We start from the raw sequence: 16,522 nt of genomic DNA on the forward strand, positions 1-16,522 counted from the left end.
GACGCACATGAGCAATGCAAAACACCAAATAGCAGCGCGCCGATGATCAGCGAACTAGCCGAAGCTTCCAACCCGCGGCCGCGCGCGATCAGCAAAATTCCGATAGCAAAGTCAGTAGAAATCCCCAGATGATAGTATGAGCTACGCCGGCATCTTCAATCCCACCGGATATGACCGTTTTCACAACAAGGACATCAGCGTCGGCATATGTAGCAAGAAGTCTCATGGTTGGGGGCAGGACCGCCAAACTGGCACCAACCTCATTGGCTGCTCCTAACGGTGTCGGACGTTCGTCAGAACTGCCGCTACGACCGGGTCACGGACAAAGTCATCTAGGATTCTTCAAACAGATCGGTCATCCGTAGGATTGCACTACACGGCCGTCGAGAGTGGTAAGTAGTGCTTTTCTTCTCTTCCGAAAGTGCATTGTCTCAATTCAAGCCCTCCCTGCATGCTGAGAAGGCTGTTACGGCTCACCGGTGTCCAGAAACCCTCCGGTGGAGCCTTTCTGTGTGTCTGACTGTATCGTTTCCAAGGCTACGTTGCTGGATGCTCGGGTGCGTCACCCAAAGCCAGTAGTAAAAGGATGGCCAAAAGCGGTGATCCAACCAGACCGATCAGGAACCAGATCAAACCGGATCGGTTGCGCCGCCCCGCCATCGTGATCGGCAGGATATAAAGCCAGATCACGCCAACCAGCAAGGCTAGCATAAATATCAGTTGGATAACTGGTGCGTCCATTAAATTTCGCCTTTCGTATCTTGACGCCATGTATAGCACGGCTGATCAAGTTTGACAGACGGTGGCCCGAATGCGCTCTTGGGAAAAATTAAGTCGCGACATTGGTCCCGGGCGTCCTGGCACTCTCCCGGTGGCTTCCTTGGCTATTAAACGGTGTAATCCCAAGGGTTGGGGCGTTCCGGATAGCACAGTAGATAGGTCGGGAATGCCGACAAACTTTCTGTGCGTTGGGGGAACTCTCAAAGTCTAGCCAAAATCTGCAGGTTGGCCAAAAATCAGTGGTTATCTGCCAAGACGTTTAACTGTTGGTCACGTGACTAAAGAAAAGACCGCTTTCCGATCTGAACTGCCAATCTCGCTCAAAGCTTCACCCGCAGCACTGCTGGGCTGGGTAATAGCTATTATCTAGAATAGTGTGCGGTGTGACGACTGACTCCTTGACTTTCATACTCTACTCAAAATCCTTGCAGTCAATGAGGGAGAGAGTTTGTGCAAGCTGAGGGATTTGTCAAAGGGCGGCCGATCGACCTGGCAGTTTTGGACTACGGGCTGTTCAAGGTTCATTCCACGGGTCGCATCATTGGGATCTGCGGCTTTCTGATCCGGACGGATCTGGGAGAAGCCATACTCATCGACACCGGGTTTCCCGAAAAATATGCGACCGATACCAAATTGGCGGTCAAAGAAGATCTTTTGTACGAGTTTGGCGAAGTCCTGAAATGTGAACCGGAAAATCTGCCACGCGCGCAACTGGCAAAGCTAGGTCTCATTCCATCAGACATTACGTTGCAGATTTGTACCCACACCCATATCGACCATATCGGGGCATTGGGCGACTTTCCGAGCACTCCGATACTGATCTCTTCCGTCGAGCGGGCACTGCCTCGTCCATTGTATTGGGGCGATGTGCGGCCTTTGGAGTGGCCCGATCGGGATTACCTCTTGGTTGATGGCGACGTAGAGATTGGACCAGGTATCCTGGTATTGGCGGCACCCGGTCATGCACCTGGCCAGATCGCCCTGATGGTCGATCTTCCCTCGGGTCCGGTTTTGCTCACCAGTGACGCGATATCCCGACCGTCAGAAATCGATGAGAAATTTGCGGGGTCATGGGATGAAGAAGCCGCGATTGCCAGCGCAGACAGGTTGATGCGCCTAGCATCCGAGCGAAACGCCTTTGTGATCTATGGGCATTGTCCAAAACAATGGCCTGTTCTGAAGAAAGCACCAGAGGTCTACCGTTGACCCAACCTGTGGTCCACCTTTCCCGAAATGGATTGTTCTTCCTGAAAGCTACCTGACGTCGCGCCCTTGATTCAGAATGATTACATTTCCGCTGGAAACGTCACCGGCCGGTGAAATGAGAAAACTGACCCAAGAGGCGATTTGCTCGGGCTGCATCGCCCGACCATGCGGCATGGCGTCAACCGCTTTCTCCAAGACTTCCTCAGGCAAGACATTGAACAAGGGCGTCTCGGTCATGGCTGGCGCCAGCGAGTTCACACAGATTTTTTCCTTTGCGTATCGACGGGCGAGGTCTTTCGTAAGGGTATCCATCGCCGCCTTTGATGCCCGGTAGTGCGGAGGGTCAAATACATCGAAATTGTAAGCTCCGTTTGATGAGATATTCACAATCTTTTTGACGCCCTCGCGTTCCAACATCAATCGGACAGCCTGCTGGCAACAATGGAATGCGGAGCTGAAATTGATTGCCATCTGCTTTTCCAGTTCCTCGGGCGGTATATGCGGGAAGTCGGACATGAAGCAGGTGCCAGCGTTGTTTACCAAAGCATCGAGGCCGCCATGAGCTGACTTTATGCCATCAAACGTCTGGGCGATTGCAACTGGATCCGTCAAGTCAACGCAGAATGGTGTGAAATTTGAACCTAACTCTGCCGCCAGTTCATCCAAACCCTCCTCGTTGAGGTCCAGCCCAAAGACGTGGAACTCACATGTCCGCAATTGGCGGCAGATAGCCTGTCCCATCCCCCCCGCGGCACCAGTCACAACGGCTGTTTTCATAGTAATTCCTCGAACCTTGCCGAAACAGTGGATATCTTGAACTACAGAAGGAAACCCGCAACGCCGGTTTCTGCAAGTATGGAAAGTCAATCTCTCAAAAAATTCGGTGAGCGTCCGGGTTGGGCTCGGAGTTAGACCTTGCGATGTCATTCTTCCGCGCTTTGTTGCCGGATGTGCTTTTCGACGTTGCATCTGGAGCAAACGGCAGCATGGTCCGCAAAGCAGACGTTCAAGCAAGTTGCAGCGAATGACCGGTTTGAACCCATACCTCCGGAATGGTGCGAGGATACGAACGGCAGCTTTGCAATTTAATGCATCACGAATAGTGTACGCGCATGAACGAATTCCGAAACGCCAAACCTTCCGACGCAACTCGGTGCTTTGAGATCGAAACTGCTGCCTATGAAGGCGACGAAGCAGCAACCTTCGAAAAAATCTTCAGGAGGATCGAGGTCTTTCCCGATGGTTTCCTCGTTCTTGAGGAAAAAGGCGAGATTGTTGGCTTTATAAATTGCGGATGTGCCCATGAAGTCGAAATGTCTGATGAGGATCTTAAGGAGCTTGTCGGGCATGACCCCGACGCACCAAACGTCGTAATAATGTCCGTTGTTGTTGATCCCGCGCATCAGGGCCAGGGTCTGTCACGGTCATTGATGGTCGAATTCGTGGAGCGCATGAAAAGGATGGGTAAGTCGACAATCCACCTCATGTGCAAAGAGCATCACATCCCACTCTACGAGGGGTTTGGATACAGTTTTTTACAGCCATCGGCTTCCGACCATGGAGGAAAGACTTGGCATGAGATGTCTATGAAACTTTAAACTCATTGGAGTGAGAGAAGTGATACCACTTGAAAAGCCTTTGCGATTGGCCGTTGAAGCTGATGCCCATGCACTTGCGGACTTGGTGAACTTTGCAGGCGAAGGCCTGCCGCTCCATGTCTGGACCGGGTTGGCACAAGATGGCGAGGATGCCTGGGCGGTCGGTCGCGCGCGACAGGCTGAAAAGGCACGAGAGGGGCAAGTGGTCGTGGTTGACTTCGGCAACGGGGCGGTTGCCGGTCTCACAGGCTATGGGATCGGATCTGAACCAGAAGAAATTGGAGATGACTTCCCTGCCTTGTTCCGTCCCCTACAGGAGCTGGAAAACAAAGCGTTGGACAGCTGGTATGTCAATGTTCTGGCTTGCTACCCAGAAAACCGTGGTCAGGGACTTGGTTCAAAATTACTTGAAGTCGCCGACGAGATAGCCCGCGACGCAGGGTACAACACTATGAGTGTGATTGTCGCCGATGAAAACGTGGGAGCCAGACGTTTATACGAGCGAAAGGGATACTCTGAGTTGGACAAAGCCCCATGCGTCAAAGACGGCTGGGCGACCGAAACAGAAAACTGGGTTCTCCTCGTCAAGTCGCTGTCCTGATATAGGGCGTAACCGGTCTTTCTGAGCGGAGGCCGCTCTCGCTCTTCGGCTGAAGGGGTGTTGGCGCTCACAATCAATCATATTTGCTGTACCCCTCAAAAGCCGCCATTGGTCTGAGAGCAACGAAGGTCGGGAATAGTTCCCACAGCAGACGTACGTCGCAAGTCTTTTCAATGTCTACGGTGCGGACCTAATATGCCGTTGGTGAGTTCAGCTCAAACGACTGCTTTGTGCGCATTGCGAATAAGCGAAAGCACCTCGGGAGGATTGCAATTCTGGCAACAGGTCAAAACAGCGAGGCAATCGCTTTACGAAGCGGACAATTATCCAGATTGTGAGCGGCGCAGTTCCCGTCAGCGCTATCTGGATCTACTTGTCGGACCATGAAACTTGATGATTGCGGTTTGTGTTCCTCTCGTCTGAGTAATAGACACTTAATGCGGTGTTTTTTGGGAGAGTGGCTGTCCTCCTGAAGTCCCGTGTCGCTTGTGTTTAGCAAATCAAAACCGAGTTGAACGATTGACATGCATTCGCAGTTGGTATGCTATCCGCAGCCATAACGTTAACAGAAATTTGCGACACGGTATCGTGAATTCAATGCAGTTAAACGACTGCAATATGGGAGAAAATAATGAAAAATCCAATACTCGTACTGACGCTTTTGATGACGACGACGTCTTTGGCCAGTGCCGAAACTCTGCGTTGGGCGCGCTCGGGGGATGCGCTGACGCTTGACCCGCATTCGCAGAACGAAGGGCCGACGCATACCGTGCGCCACCAGATGTATGAACCTCTGATCATTCGGGATACGAGCGGTGCTTTCGAGCCTGCGCTGGCGACCGATTGGGCCCCCAGCGAGAGTGATCCGAATGTCTGGGTGTTCGATCTGCGTCAGGGCGTGAAATTCCACGACGGCGCCGATTTCACTGCAGAAGACGTGGTGTTCAGCATCAACCGTGCGAAGCAGCCGAACTCGGACATGAAAGAACTGATCAATTCGATTGTCGAGGTGCGCGCTGTCGACGACCACACGATCGAGATCGAGACGGACGGTCCGAACCCCATTCTGCCTGCGAACCTCACCGACCTGTTCATCATGGACAAGGGCTGGACCGAGGCGAATAACGCGGTCAACGTTCAGGACTTTGAAGGCGGTGAGATCACCTTTGCGACCGTCAATGTGAATGGAACCGGCCCCTACAAACTGGTCAGCCGCGAACCGGACGTCAAAACGGTGATGGAGCGGAACGAAGATTATTGGGGGCGTGATCAGTTCCCGATGGCGATCAGCGAAATCATCTATACCCCGATCCAGAATGACGCGACCCGCGTTGCGGCGATGCTGTCGGGCGAGGTGAACTTCCTTCAGGATATGCCGGTGCAGGACCTGGACCGGGTGAATGCCGTCGACGGTTTGGTCGTCAAACAAGCGCCGCAAAACCGGGTGATCTTCTTTGGAATGAACCAGGGCGCGGACGACATCGAGGCGGACAACGTCGATGGCAAGAACCCACTTGCCGACGTCCGCGTTCGTCGGGCCATGTCCAAAGCGATCAATCGAGATGCCATCCAACAGGTGGTCATGCGCGGTCAGTCGCAACCTGCCGGGATGATCGCCCCGCCTTTCGTGAACGGCTGGACTGCCGAGATGGACAGTGAAAGCAGCACGGATGTTGAAGGCGCAAAGGCGCTTTTGGCAGAAGCGGGTTATCCGGACGGTTTCTCGATCCGGCTGGATTGTCCCAACGACCGGTACATCAATGACGAAGGTATCTGTCAGGCCGCTGTCGGGATGCTGGGTCAGATTGGCATCACTGTGAATCTGGATGCCAAACCGAAGGCGCAGCACTTCCCGCTGATCACGGACGGAAAGACCGATTTCTACATGCTGGGTTGGGGCGTTCCGACGTATGACTCGGAATACATCTTCAACTTCCTGGTCCATGGCCGTGAAAGCGACATTGGGACGTGGAACGGCACCGGGTATGACAATGATGAGTTGGATGCCAAGATCGAGTCGCTGGCCTCGAACACGGATCTCGTCGCGCGAGATCAGGCTATCGCCGAGATCTGGCGCGTGGTGCAGGATGAACAGTTGTATATTCCGATCCACCATCAAGTGTTGAACTGGGGTATGGCTGAAAACCTGGACATCAACGTTGATCCCGAAGATCAGCCTATGGTCAAGCATTTTGGCCTGAAGTAAGAAACGTGGCCGGGCCTCGGGATGCGAGGCCCGCCACCAAAGAGTGGGAGCTATCATGAAACGTCTGACCACTGCCGCGCTATTCTGCGCGCTTGCCTTGCCCGTCGCAGGCGAAGAGTTCACGTTTGCCGTTACAACGGACCCGCAAACAATGGATCCTCATGCTGTCAACTCTGCCCCGGTTCTAGGTTTCTTGAACAACGTCTACGAAGGGCTTGTGCGCAGGGGCAAGGACATGACCATTGAACCGGCGCTGGCCACGAGTTGGGAAACCATCGGGGACGGAGCTGGATGGCGGTTCAAACTGCGCGAGGGCGTAACGTTTCATGATGGTTCTGAATTCAATGCGGATGACGTCATCTTCTCGTACCAGCGGGCGTCTGACGAAAACTCGGACACACGCAGCTGGTTCGCGCCCGTCAGCGAGGTGGTGAAGGTTGACGACTACACCGTCGATGTCATGACGACTGCGCCGAATCCGATTTTTCCGGACAGCATTGCCAACTGGATGATTATGGATAGCGGCTGGGCCGAGGCAAACGACGCAGCACTGCCTGACAAAGAATCGGGCAACTATGCGACCCTGAACGCCAATGGTACCGGTGCTTTCCGAGTCACCGCGCGAGAGCCGGGCCTGCGCACTGTTCTGGAGCCGTTCGACGGCTGGTGGGACACAGCAGAACACAACCTGACCCGCGCTGAATTGGTGCCAATCCAAAACCCGGCAACCGCCCTGGCGGCTTTGTTGTCCGGAGATGTCGACTTCATCAACCCGGTCCCAATTCAGGATGTGGCTCGGTTGCAAGGCAATCCGGATGTGAAGGTCATTCAGGGCGTTGAAGCGCGCGTGATCATGCTGGGGTTTGATCAGCAGGAAGGCGCGAGCGAAGCCGGGCAGGGTGGCTCGGACCTTTTCCGAGATGTGCGCGTCCGTGAGGCGGTAGCAAAGGCAGTTAACGTTCCCGCTATCCTGCAAACCATCATGCGCGGCAATGCTGAGGTGGCGAGCCAGTTGGTCAGTCCCGCGATGCGTGGCTATTCGGCTGCGAATGCGGACCCCTATGGCTACGATCCCGAGGGCGCCAAAGCTTTGCTGGCTGAGGCTGGAGCTGAGGGGGCCGAGATCAGCTTTAAGTGCCCCAACAATCGCTACCTGAACGACGAAGCCGTTTGTCAGGCGATCACCGCCATGCTGTCTCAGGCCGGGCTGAACGTGACGCTCGATGCGATGCCGGTTCAGAACTACTGGCCGGAACTGCGGGCCGACAATTTTGATATGTATCTGTTGGGTTGGTCACCTGGTACGTTTGATGCCGAGCATCCCGTGCGTTTCCTCGCTTCGACCCCAAATGAGGAAAAGAAGTTGGGGTCGTGGAACTTTGGCGGTTATTCGAACGCTCGCGTGGATGAATTGCTGCCGCTGATCCAGTCCGAGATTGACGAACCCACACGTCAGGCAATGCTGGACGAGGTGGCAGGTATCCTGCACGATGAGGTGGCCTATGTACCGCTTTACGTTCAACCGCTGGTCTGGGGCGCGCGCAGCAATATCGAGCTGACACAACGGCCCGACAACTTCTTCCTTCTGCGCTGGGTAACGGTCAACTAAATGCTGTCATACATTATCAGGCGTGTGGCTCAGTCGGCGCTGGTTCTGTTCGTCGTGGGCCTGGTCGCCTTTTCAATGTTCCGCTTTGTCGGAGATCCGATCGACAACATGCTGGGGCAAGAGCGGACCATGGAAGATGTGGAACGTCTGCGGTCGCAGTTGGGGCTCGATCAGCCGTTTCCGGTGCAATATGTGAAGTTTCTGCAGGAAGCGGTACAGGGCAATTTCGGCGTCAGCTTCCGTCAAGGGCGTCCGGTCGCGGAAATCCTGGCCGAACGCGCTCCGGCAACGTTGGAACTGGCGCTGGTCTCAGCCGTATTTGCCATAGTCTTGGGCATCGCGCTGGGTGTGTTCACCGCAATCCGGCGAGACGGGTTTGCAGCGAACTTCATCATGTCAGCCTCTCTGATCGGGGTGTCCCTGCCGACGTTCCTGATCGGAATCCTGTTGATCTACATCTTCTCAGTTGAACTTGGCTGGCTGCCCAGTTTTGGACGCGGAGAAGTCGTAGATCTGGGCTGGTGGAACACCGGCTTGCTGACAAGCAGTGGACTCAAGGCGCTGATCCTGCCCGCGATTACACTGGGTCTATACCAGATGACCCTCATCATGCGGCTGGTGCGCTCCGAGATGTTGGAAGTACTCCGGCAAGACTATATCCGCTTTGCCCGCGCCCGTGGGCTGAGTGACCGGACCATCAATTTCCGCCATGCGCTGAAGAATACCATGGTCCCGGTCATCACGATTATCGGCCTGCAACTGGGGGCCATCATCGCCTTTGCCATCATCACCGAGACGGTGTTTCAGTGGCCGGGCCTGGGCCTTCTGTTCATCAATGCAATCCAATTCGTGGATATCCCTGTCATGGCAGCATACCTGATGATGATCTCGGTCATCTTTGTCACCATCAACCTTGCGGTCGATATCCTTTACGCCTTCATCGACCCGCGCCTGAGGGTCAGCGCATGAGCCGTGTGAAACGCATTCTGGACAGCGACCAGTTCTACGCCTTCCGCCGCTCGCCTGTCGCCATGGTGTCGGCGACAGTGGCATTGATCCTGATCCTGGCCACGATCCTCGCACCACTGATTGCGCCGACAAACCCGTTTGATCCGGCCAGCCTGAACCTGATGAACGGCTTCACCCCGCCGATGGAACCCAATGCCTTTACAGGCGAAACCTTCCTGATGGGCACAGACGATCAGGGGCGTGATGTGTTCTCGACCATCCTCTACGGAATGCGGATCTCGCTATTCGTTGGGGTGGCGGCCGTTCTGTTCGCGATGGTTCTGGGGATCATTCTGGGCCTGTTATCAGGGTATTTCGGCGGTTGGACCGAAACCATCATCATGCGCACGGCGGATGTGCAGCTGACTTTCCCATCGATCCTTCTGGCCATGCTGATCTTTGGGATCGCCAAAGGCATTACCCCGGTGGAGTATCGCGACCAGATGGCGATCTGGGTGCTGATCCTGGCCATTGGACTGTCCGATTGGGTGCAGTTCGCTCGTGTCGTCCGGGGCGCAACGTTGGTTGAGAAGAACAAAGATTACGTCGCCGCCGCGCGCATCATCGGACAAAGCCCGCTGACCATCATGCTGCGCCATATCCTGCCCAACGTGCTGTCACCGGTGCTGGTGATCGCGACGATCTCATTGGCGCTGGCGATCATTGCCGAGGCGACGCTCAGTTTCCTTGGCGTTGGCGCGCCACCGACACAGCCCTCACTGGGGACGCTGATCCGCATCGGACAGGGATTTCTGTTCTCGGGTGAGTGGTGGATCCTGTTCTTCCCGGCCTGCACCTTGCTGGCACTGGCGCTGAGTGTGAACCTGCTGGGCGACTGGCTGCGTGACGTTCTGAACCCGAGGCTGAAATGACCGATCCCGTTCTTTCGATCCGCAACCTGACTGTGGAAATCCCGACACGCCACGGCATCTTCAAGCCGGTCGAGCATGTGACCTACGACCTGCATCCTGGCGAGATCCGGGGCGTTGTCGGCGAAAGCGGTGCTGGCAAGTCCATGACCGGCAACGCCGTGATCGGCCTTCTGGATCCCCCGGCTCATGTCTCCGAAGGGGAGGTCTGGCTGAACGGTCGCCGGATTGACGAACTGGACGCCGAGGACAAACGCCGAATCCGGGGCAAAGAGATCGGGATGATCTTTCAGGACCCGCTAACCTCGCTGAACCCGTTGTTCACAGTGGGTGAGCAATTGGTCGAGACGATCCAGCTTCACCTCGGCCTGTCCGCTTCCGAGGCCAAAAAACGCGCCATTGCGCTGCTGGATCGCGTGTCCATCCCCGACCCGGCGGACCGTTTCAACCAGTATCCGCACCAGTTTTCCGGTGGCATGCGTCAGCGGGTGGTAATCGCGCTCGCGCTCTGTACCGAGCCCAGTGTTCTGATCGCGGACGAACCCACAACGGCCTTGGATGTGTCTGTCCAAGCGCAGGTGCTGGATCTGATCAAGGAACTGGCGAAAGAGCGTCAGGTGGGCGTGATCCTCGTTACCCACGATATGGGCGTTATCGCCGACACCACCGACTCGGTAACCGTGATGTATTCCGGTCATGTGGTTGAAAGCGGAACGACCGATCAGATCCTCGGCGCACCGAAACATGAGTATACCAAATCTTTGATTGCCGCCGTGCCGCGGCCGCACACCAAAGTCGAGCGTTTCCCAGTGGTCAATTATGGCGATCGGGAAAGAACCTTCAAGATCGACGATCTGGCGGCCCATTGGGACAAGACCGATCTGTCCAAATCCGGCAAACTGCTGGAAATCGAAAGCATTACTAAGACGTTCCTGCAAAAGGGCGGGCTGCTGCCCTCGCAACGCAAGTACTTCACTGCCGTCGATCAGGTGAGTTTCGACATTCGCGACGGTGAGGTTTTCGGCCTTGTCGGCGAAAGTGGCTCTGGCAAGTCCACAGTCGCCCGGATGATTGGAACACTCTATCCCGTAGACGGTGGTCGAGTGATCTTTGATGGCGAAGACGTCACAGCCATGGAGGCAGAGGCCCTGCAAGCCTACCGCCGCCAGATCCAGATGATCTTTCAAGACCCGTTCTCCAGCCTAAATCCCCGGATGAGGGTCGGGGACCTCGTGGCCGAGCCCATCCATCATCACAAAATCCTGCCCAAGCCCGCTATTGAACCGCGCGTGCGCGAACTGCTTGACTGGGTTGGCCTGGCCAAGGACGCGTGGCGCAAGTATCCACACGAGTTCTCCGGTGGGCAGCGTCAGCGTATTTGTATTGCTCGCGCCCTCGCAACTCAGCCCCGTTTTCTGATCTGCGATGAGCCGACCAGCGCCCTGGACGTGTCCATTCAGGCGCAAATCCTGAACATTCTCAAAGACCTGCAGGAGCATCTTGGCCTGACTATGCTCTTTATCAGCCATGATCTCCCGGTCGTACGTCAGATGTGTGACCGTGTGGGCGTGATGCGGCATGGGAAGCTGCTTGAGGTTCAGGAGACGGACTCGTTGTTCGAAGCACCAGAGCATCCGTATACGCGGGAACTATTGGATTTGATGCCACGGCTAAAGCAATTGGCATGACCTTAACGGTTTGGTCTTGCATCGGTTTTTCCAGAAGAAGGTGTTTGAGAGGCGCACGGGCAAGCAATCAACGGTAGTTTGAACTAAAACACCGACTTGAATTGGCTCCATCGCAAAGCGTCTGGTACTCATTGTCGACCCAGTTTTGGACCCGGACGAAGCCGAATGAAATGCAATCTCGGTCAATGAGGTCTGCGTCGCGGCTACAGCCGACGGCAGCAATACGGTTTGCGACTTCAGAATTCAGGATATCCCTTGAAAAACAGCTTCCCACGCCTCGCCACACACCTCGACACGGCAGCACGCGAGACTTGTAGGGGATTCGGTGTCGGCCATTGGTCTCAAACCGAGCGGCTAAGGCACACATTCCCTATGCCGGACCAAAGCATCGGAGAACAGACATCAGAAACAAAAAAAGGCTGCTGGATTCCGACCAGCACACTGTCCAACAGCGCGCATAAGCGCTGAGTTCCGGACCCTGCAGAGCGGAAAAAATCCGCTCCGCAGTTCCTGAGTAGAATTTGCCAGTGGCTAGGAAGGGTTTGTCGGTTTGACGCCGAACGCAAACGGCACTCCGTCCGGATCAAACAGGATGGGGATTTGAGCTTGAACGGTTTCGCTCACATTCAAGGAGGCAGGACGTGCGCCTTTGGTTTCAGCCGCACGGAAGGCGTCAGGGACTGAAGCAACTTTTAGGCTCGGGACCCAAGATGCGTTTGAGGCGGGTGCCCAAGTCGCGGCATGCTGGATTGCAACAAGACGGCCCCGAGGCCCGAGGAGAGTGGCGCAATCCTGGTCCCGATCTGGAGACACCTGCCATCCGAAGAGTTCGATGTAGAACGCTTGCGGAAAGTCATCACCGTTGCCGATATACACTTCAGGGCCAAACTGCCGTCTCGGCACGGCGAAACTGTGCCGAGACAGCGAAATCCCCACCAACGCGCCGAACGGATCGCGAACGAGTGCGTTGCGCCCGACGCCCGGCACCTCGAATGGCTCCCGAACGATTTTGCCTCCGAGCGTGTCGACGCGCTTGGCCGCCCAGTCCACGTCGGGGACCTCGATGTAGGCGACCCAGCCCTTCGCTTGCTCTGGAGGCGTCTCGATTAACCCCGCGCCCGCTTCGTCACCAGAAAGGGCGAGGACGAAATCCTGCTCGCCGCCACCCCATGCAAAATCCGATGCCCGCTCGACGTCATAAGTCCAGTCGGCGACGTGCTGGTAGAATGCCATTGAACGCGCCCTTTCCGGTGTGAATAGGTCATGCCATACGATTTGACCGGCTTTCGACTGTGTCATTGCCTTACTTCCTGACATCTTTGAGTTTTTTGACTCCGCGGACCATCTTCCCGAACGCCTTGTCGCGCGACCTGCGTTCCGCAAGACTCGCCGAGTTAAACGCATCTTCGGCCATGAGCTTGCGCCATCTGCGAAGCCGATCGCCATCAAGAACACCCTCATCGATTGCCTTCAAAACAGCGCATTCCGGCTCAGAATCGTGCTGACAGTTCTTGAATCGACACTGTGCGGCCAACTCCTGAATGTCGGCGAAAAGATCATTTATGCCTTCCGCTGCATCGGTGAGCTGCAGTTCCCGCATGCCCGGAGTGTCCAGGACCAGACAGCCATTGGGCATCGCATGAAGCTCGCGCCGCGTTGTCGTATGCCGCCCCTTTGCGTCGTCCTCACGAATGGTTTGGGTTTCAATGGACTGACTCTCGAGCAGCGCATTGGCCAAAGTTGATTTACCAACACCAGATGAGCCGAGAAACGCCACCGTCTTGCCGGGTTTGCACCAGGGAAGCAGTTTTGTCCGGGGCGCGTCTCCGCGGGCGTCAAGGGCGACCACATCGATCATGTCCGATACCGCGCGGGCAGCGTCGACATAGTTCTGCGGGTCTGTCACGAGGTCGGTCTTTGTGACGACGATGACGGGTGTCATCCGTGCCTCAAAAGCCAGAGCTGCATAGCGTTCCAGCCGGGCCACCTTGAAGTCCTGATTGCAAGACGTGACGATAAAGGCCGTATCAATGTTCGCCGCGATCAGTTGTTCCTGCCGGTCGGTTCCGGGCGCACGCCGCTTTATGAGGCTTGTGCGCTCAAGAACCCGACTGGAGCGCGGACGTGTGGAGTCCAGCATCAGCCAGTCTCCGACAGTTGCGTCGGCTCCCGGCGGAAGTACCGTATCTATGCCGTCACCGACGACATGCAGCCCATTGCGATGCACTTCGACAACGCGAACGGGAGGTGTCGCCGACAAGTCCTCTACGCTGATCTGTTGGGCGAAAAACGGTTGCCATCCCAATGCCTGAAGAGGGCTGGGATTGGCGTGCGATCCGGCGTCGCTTGCGCGAAGCGGAAGGAAGTCGGAGTAATCCCTTGTCATAGGGTGTTCACTTTCATGTCTCTGGCCCAGGTCAGATTTGGGCGCTGATGGTAGGAAAGAGTGCGCACATCAAAACACTCCGTCGGCAACAAAGCGACGGCGGTGCTTCAGATTTTGAATATGCTCCGGGAGGCGCTGCCTCCCTTCCTTACCGGGACATAAAATCTCCATTTCCGATGAAGTGCACATAGGAAGACCGCGGGCAGAACACAACAGTTGACCGGTGATTTGGCGCACTTCGTCACTTCTCTGTAGCAACCGTTCAACACGAAGAAGAGTGTGTGAGCTTTACCCGCGTAGCAGCCTTTTGTGCTAGAAACAGCAGTTGACGGCACCGGGTCAAAATTTCCCCAAGGTCCTCCTTGGGCCGTTATCACACACCCCAACAAGCTGAATATTAGGCGGCTTCGTCCGCAATGCGCCTGTCGAATTGGACTATAAGCGACTGCTCCGAGCCCTAAACTGACACTCGGTATCGAGTACGCTAAGCTGGATCGTGCGAGGCACACATACATTCAGAAACCGCACCTTTGGGAGGACGGATGTATGATCATGCGAATTTTTCAGGTGACGACGCGGTCAGGTAAAGAAGACGAGTTTTGCCGCTTTTTTCGCGACACTGCGATCCCGTTGATGAAAAGCACCCTTGGAATCGTGCACCTTTTTTCGGGGCGCGCCGAGAGGGTGGTCTTGACCCCTGAAACTGGTCCGAACCGAGTACGAGATTTTGGGTACATTTCTGGCAACAAGGGAGTCTGGCGATGCCGCGGAAACGATTCAGCGACGAACAGATTGCCTTTCGATTGTGGACAGGGCGCTTCGTCAGCCGAAAAAATTTTCAGTCGTGACCGGCTGGCTGGCTTTGAGCCGCAATTCCTCTGGAACGACACTACTTCAGGAAACCTCCCCACCTTTCTCGGAACATACTTGCATTCTTGCCTCTTGGCGTAGTCACCTATGTGTGACGAGCGGAGGAAATCGATGAAGCCTTGGACAATCATGTTTTGTGCGTTCTGCACATTCGCTCTTTTCGCTTGTGCCCCAAAAGTTCGTACATATGAGAAAACCAATTCGGTTTCATTCTCGGCAAGGACAAACAGCACACTTGGGCAGACGGCGACCCGGCTTGGGGACCCCAAAGACGGCCGGTCCGGTGTCAAATTGATCAGCGACGGTGAACAAGCCTTGGTGTCACGGCTTCTACTCGCTGCAGCGGCTGAACAATCGATCGACGCTCAATACTACCTTTTGCATAACGACCCGACAGGTCACCTCTTTGCGGCCAGCCTTTTGCAGGCGGCGGATCGAGGCGTACGCGTTCGCTTGCTTTTGGATGACATGGACACATCCGGATACGACGCGATGACAGCCGCTTTGGACTACCACGAGAATATTGAAATCCGTCTGTTCAATCCTTTCTGGCGCGACCAAAGCCTGATCATTGCCGGGCTCACGGACTTCAAGCGGATTAATCGCAGAATGCACAATAAGTCGATGACCGCAGACAACGTGTTCACAATTGTTGGTGGTCGGAATATCGGCGCCGAGTACTTCCTGGCGCGGGAGGAAATGAATTATGCGGATCTGGATGTTCTGGCAGCCGGTCCTGTCGTAAATGAAGTTTCACATAGCTTTGACGAATATTGGAACAGTGAGTTCGCGGTTCCGGCCCGCGTGGTCGTCGGGCAACCTGAAGAATTTTCGCTTGGCCAAGCGCGAAGCAGACTGAATGAGCTTGTGGAGGCGGCAAAGCAGACCCAGTACGGCGAAGCTCTCAGAAAATCTGCAAGAGAGAATTTTGCAGACGGCACGCTTTCCTTGGATTGGGTGCCCGCAAAACTCTACGCCGATCCGCCTTCCAAAGCCGCAGGGCTTGATAACTCAGATCCAATTCTTGCGTCGCAACTGCTGCCGTATTTCGAAGGTGCTGACAGGGAGGTCAATATCGTTTCGGCCTACTTCGTGCCACGCAACAACGGCGTGAAGTGGATGACCGAACTGGAAAACCGAGGTGTCGAAGTCAAAGTCGTAACCAACTCGCTTGCTTCAAACGACGTAGCACCAGTCTATGCGCACTACGCCAAGAAACGCAGGGCGTTGCTGCGTGGTGGGGTCGAGCTTTATGAATTGCGGCCTGACGCTTATCAGGTCCAACGTCGTGGAATAAACTGGGCTCAATCTCGGTCGGGTCTTCATTCCAAAGCGTTCGCTGTCGATGACAGATATCTGTTTGTCGGTTCGTTCAATTGGGACCCTCGTTCAGTCAACATAAACACAGAAATGGGCATTCTCATCGACTCTCCGGCGTTGACCGCACAAACCATGGGTGCTTTGGACGATGCGCTTCCAGCATATACATATCATGTGACGCTGGAGAGTGCTGGCCAACTCAAATGGAGAACACGGGGCGAGAACGGAGAAATCCTCGAATATGACTCTGAACCAACGGGTTCGGCTTGGGATCATATCGTCGCTGGATTTTTCAGTATTTTGCCAATCGGCTCTCAGCTTTAGTAGCGTGGGAGAAGGTCCGTTCTTCTACTGTGCTGTTGACGTTCTATCAATTGCATC

Annotated in this window: 13 protein-coding genes; 9 read left to right on the top strand and 4 right to left on the bottom strand. The window is 55.3% G+C overall.

Annotation, left to right across the window (positions count from 1 at the left end):
- Nucleotides 1-537 precede the first annotated feature (537 nt).
- A complete protein-coding gene (locus tag K3752_RS05895) occupies nucleotides 538-711 on the bottom strand; it encodes a hypothetical protein (protein ID WP_254436531.1) in 174 nt (57 codons plus the stop codon).
- A gap of 519 nt (nucleotides 712-1,230) precedes the next feature.
- On the opposite strand from K3752_RS05895, the gene K3752_RS05900 reads away from it, so the two are divergent.
- Nucleotides 1,231-1,986 carry an N-acyl homoserine lactonase family protein gene (locus K3752_RS05900; protein ID WP_260065502.1) on the top strand — a complete coding sequence of 252 codons (756 nt, stop codon included), beginning with the start codon at nucleotides 1,231-1,233 and terminating at the stop codon, nucleotides 1,984-1,986.
- A 48-nt stretch (nucleotides 1,987-2,034) separates the two neighbouring features.
- On the opposite strand, the gene K3752_RS05905 is transcribed toward K3752_RS05900, so the two are convergent.
- Nucleotides 2,035-2,763, bottom strand: a complete 729-nt coding sequence (locus K3752_RS05905) for an SDR family NAD(P)-dependent oxidoreductase (protein WP_260065504.1) — start codon at nucleotides 2,761-2,763, stop codon at nucleotides 2,035-2,037.
- Nucleotides 2,764-3,098: 335 nt separating this feature from the next.
- On the opposite strand from K3752_RS05905, the gene K3752_RS05910 reads away from it, so the two are divergent.
- The 7 genes from K3752_RS05910 (at nucleotide 3,099) to K3752_RS05940 (ending at nucleotide 11,565) form a co-directional block, all read left to right on the top strand.
- On the top strand, nucleotides 3,099-3,584 hold the full coding sequence (locus K3752_RS05910; protein WP_260065506.1) for a GNAT family N-acetyltransferase: 486 nt from the start codon (nucleotides 3,099-3,101) through the stop codon (nucleotides 3,582-3,584).
- 19 nt (nucleotides 3,585-3,603) lie between these two features.
- Nucleotides 3,604-4,185: a GNAT family N-acetyltransferase gene (locus K3752_RS05915; RefSeq protein ID WP_260065508.1), complete on the top strand. Its 582-nt coding sequence runs from the start codon at nucleotides 3,604-3,606 to the stop codon at nucleotides 4,183-4,185.
- Nucleotides 4,186-4,816: 631 nt separating this feature from the next.
- Nucleotides 4,817-6,391: an ABC transporter substrate-binding protein gene (locus K3752_RS05920; protein ID WP_260065510.1), complete on the top strand. Its 1,575-nt coding sequence runs from the start codon at nucleotides 4,817-4,819 to the stop codon at nucleotides 6,389-6,391.
- Nucleotides 6,392-6,446: 55 nt separating this feature from the next.
- Nucleotides 6,447-8,000 carry an ABC transporter substrate-binding protein gene (locus K3752_RS05925; RefSeq protein ID WP_260065512.1) on the top strand — a complete coding sequence of 518 codons (1,554 nt, stop codon included), beginning with the start codon at nucleotides 6,447-6,449 and terminating at the stop codon, nucleotides 7,998-8,000.
- The gene (locus tag K3752_RS05930; RefSeq protein ID WP_170357427.1) at nucleotides 8,001-8,969 is read left to right on the top strand and encodes an ABC transporter permease; all 969 of its coding nucleotides are present in this window, start codon (nucleotides 8,001-8,003) and stop codon (nucleotides 8,967-8,969) included.
- Nucleotides 8,966-9,880 carry an ABC transporter permease gene (locus tag K3752_RS05935; RefSeq protein ID WP_170339892.1) on the top strand — a complete coding sequence of 305 codons (915 nt, stop codon included), beginning with the start codon at nucleotides 8,966-8,968 and terminating at the stop codon, nucleotides 9,878-9,880. The genes K3752_RS05930 and K3752_RS05935 overlap by 4 nt, the downstream gene beginning before the upstream one ends.
- A complete protein-coding gene (locus tag K3752_RS05940; RefSeq protein ID WP_260065515.1) occupies nucleotides 9,877-11,565 on the top strand; it encodes an ABC transporter ATP-binding protein in 1,689 nt (562 codons plus the stop codon). The genes K3752_RS05935 and K3752_RS05940 overlap by 4 nt, the downstream gene beginning before the upstream one ends.
- Before the next feature lie 531 nt (nucleotides 11,566-12,096).
- Here the strand turns inward: K3752_RS05940 and K3752_RS05950 are convergent.
- Entirely contained in the window at nucleotides 12,097-12,864 is a 768-nt protein-coding gene (locus K3752_RS05950; protein WP_260065517.1) for a VOC family protein, read from the bottom strand.
- 4 nt (nucleotides 12,865-12,868) lie between these two features.
- Nucleotides 12,869-13,951 (bottom strand): ribosome small subunit-dependent GTPase A, encoded by a 1,083-nt coding sequence (gene rsgA, locus K3752_RS05955; protein WP_260065519.1) that lies wholly within the window; start codon nucleotides 13,949-13,951, stop codon nucleotides 12,869-12,871.
- 981 nt (nucleotides 13,952-14,932) lie between these two features.
- Between rsgA and K3752_RS05960 the strand changes: the two genes are divergently transcribed.
- Nucleotides 14,933-16,465, top strand: a complete 1,533-nt coding sequence (locus tag K3752_RS05960) for a phospholipase D family protein (protein ID WP_260065521.1) — start codon at nucleotides 14,933-14,935, stop codon at nucleotides 16,463-16,465.
- The last annotated feature ends 57 nt before the right edge of the window (nucleotides 16,466-16,522 follow it).

This window comes from Ruegeria sp. B32, assembly GCF_025141855.1.
Lineage (GTDB): Bacteria > Pseudomonadota > Alphaproteobacteria > Rhodobacterales > Rhodobacteraceae > Ruegeria > Ruegeria arenilitoris.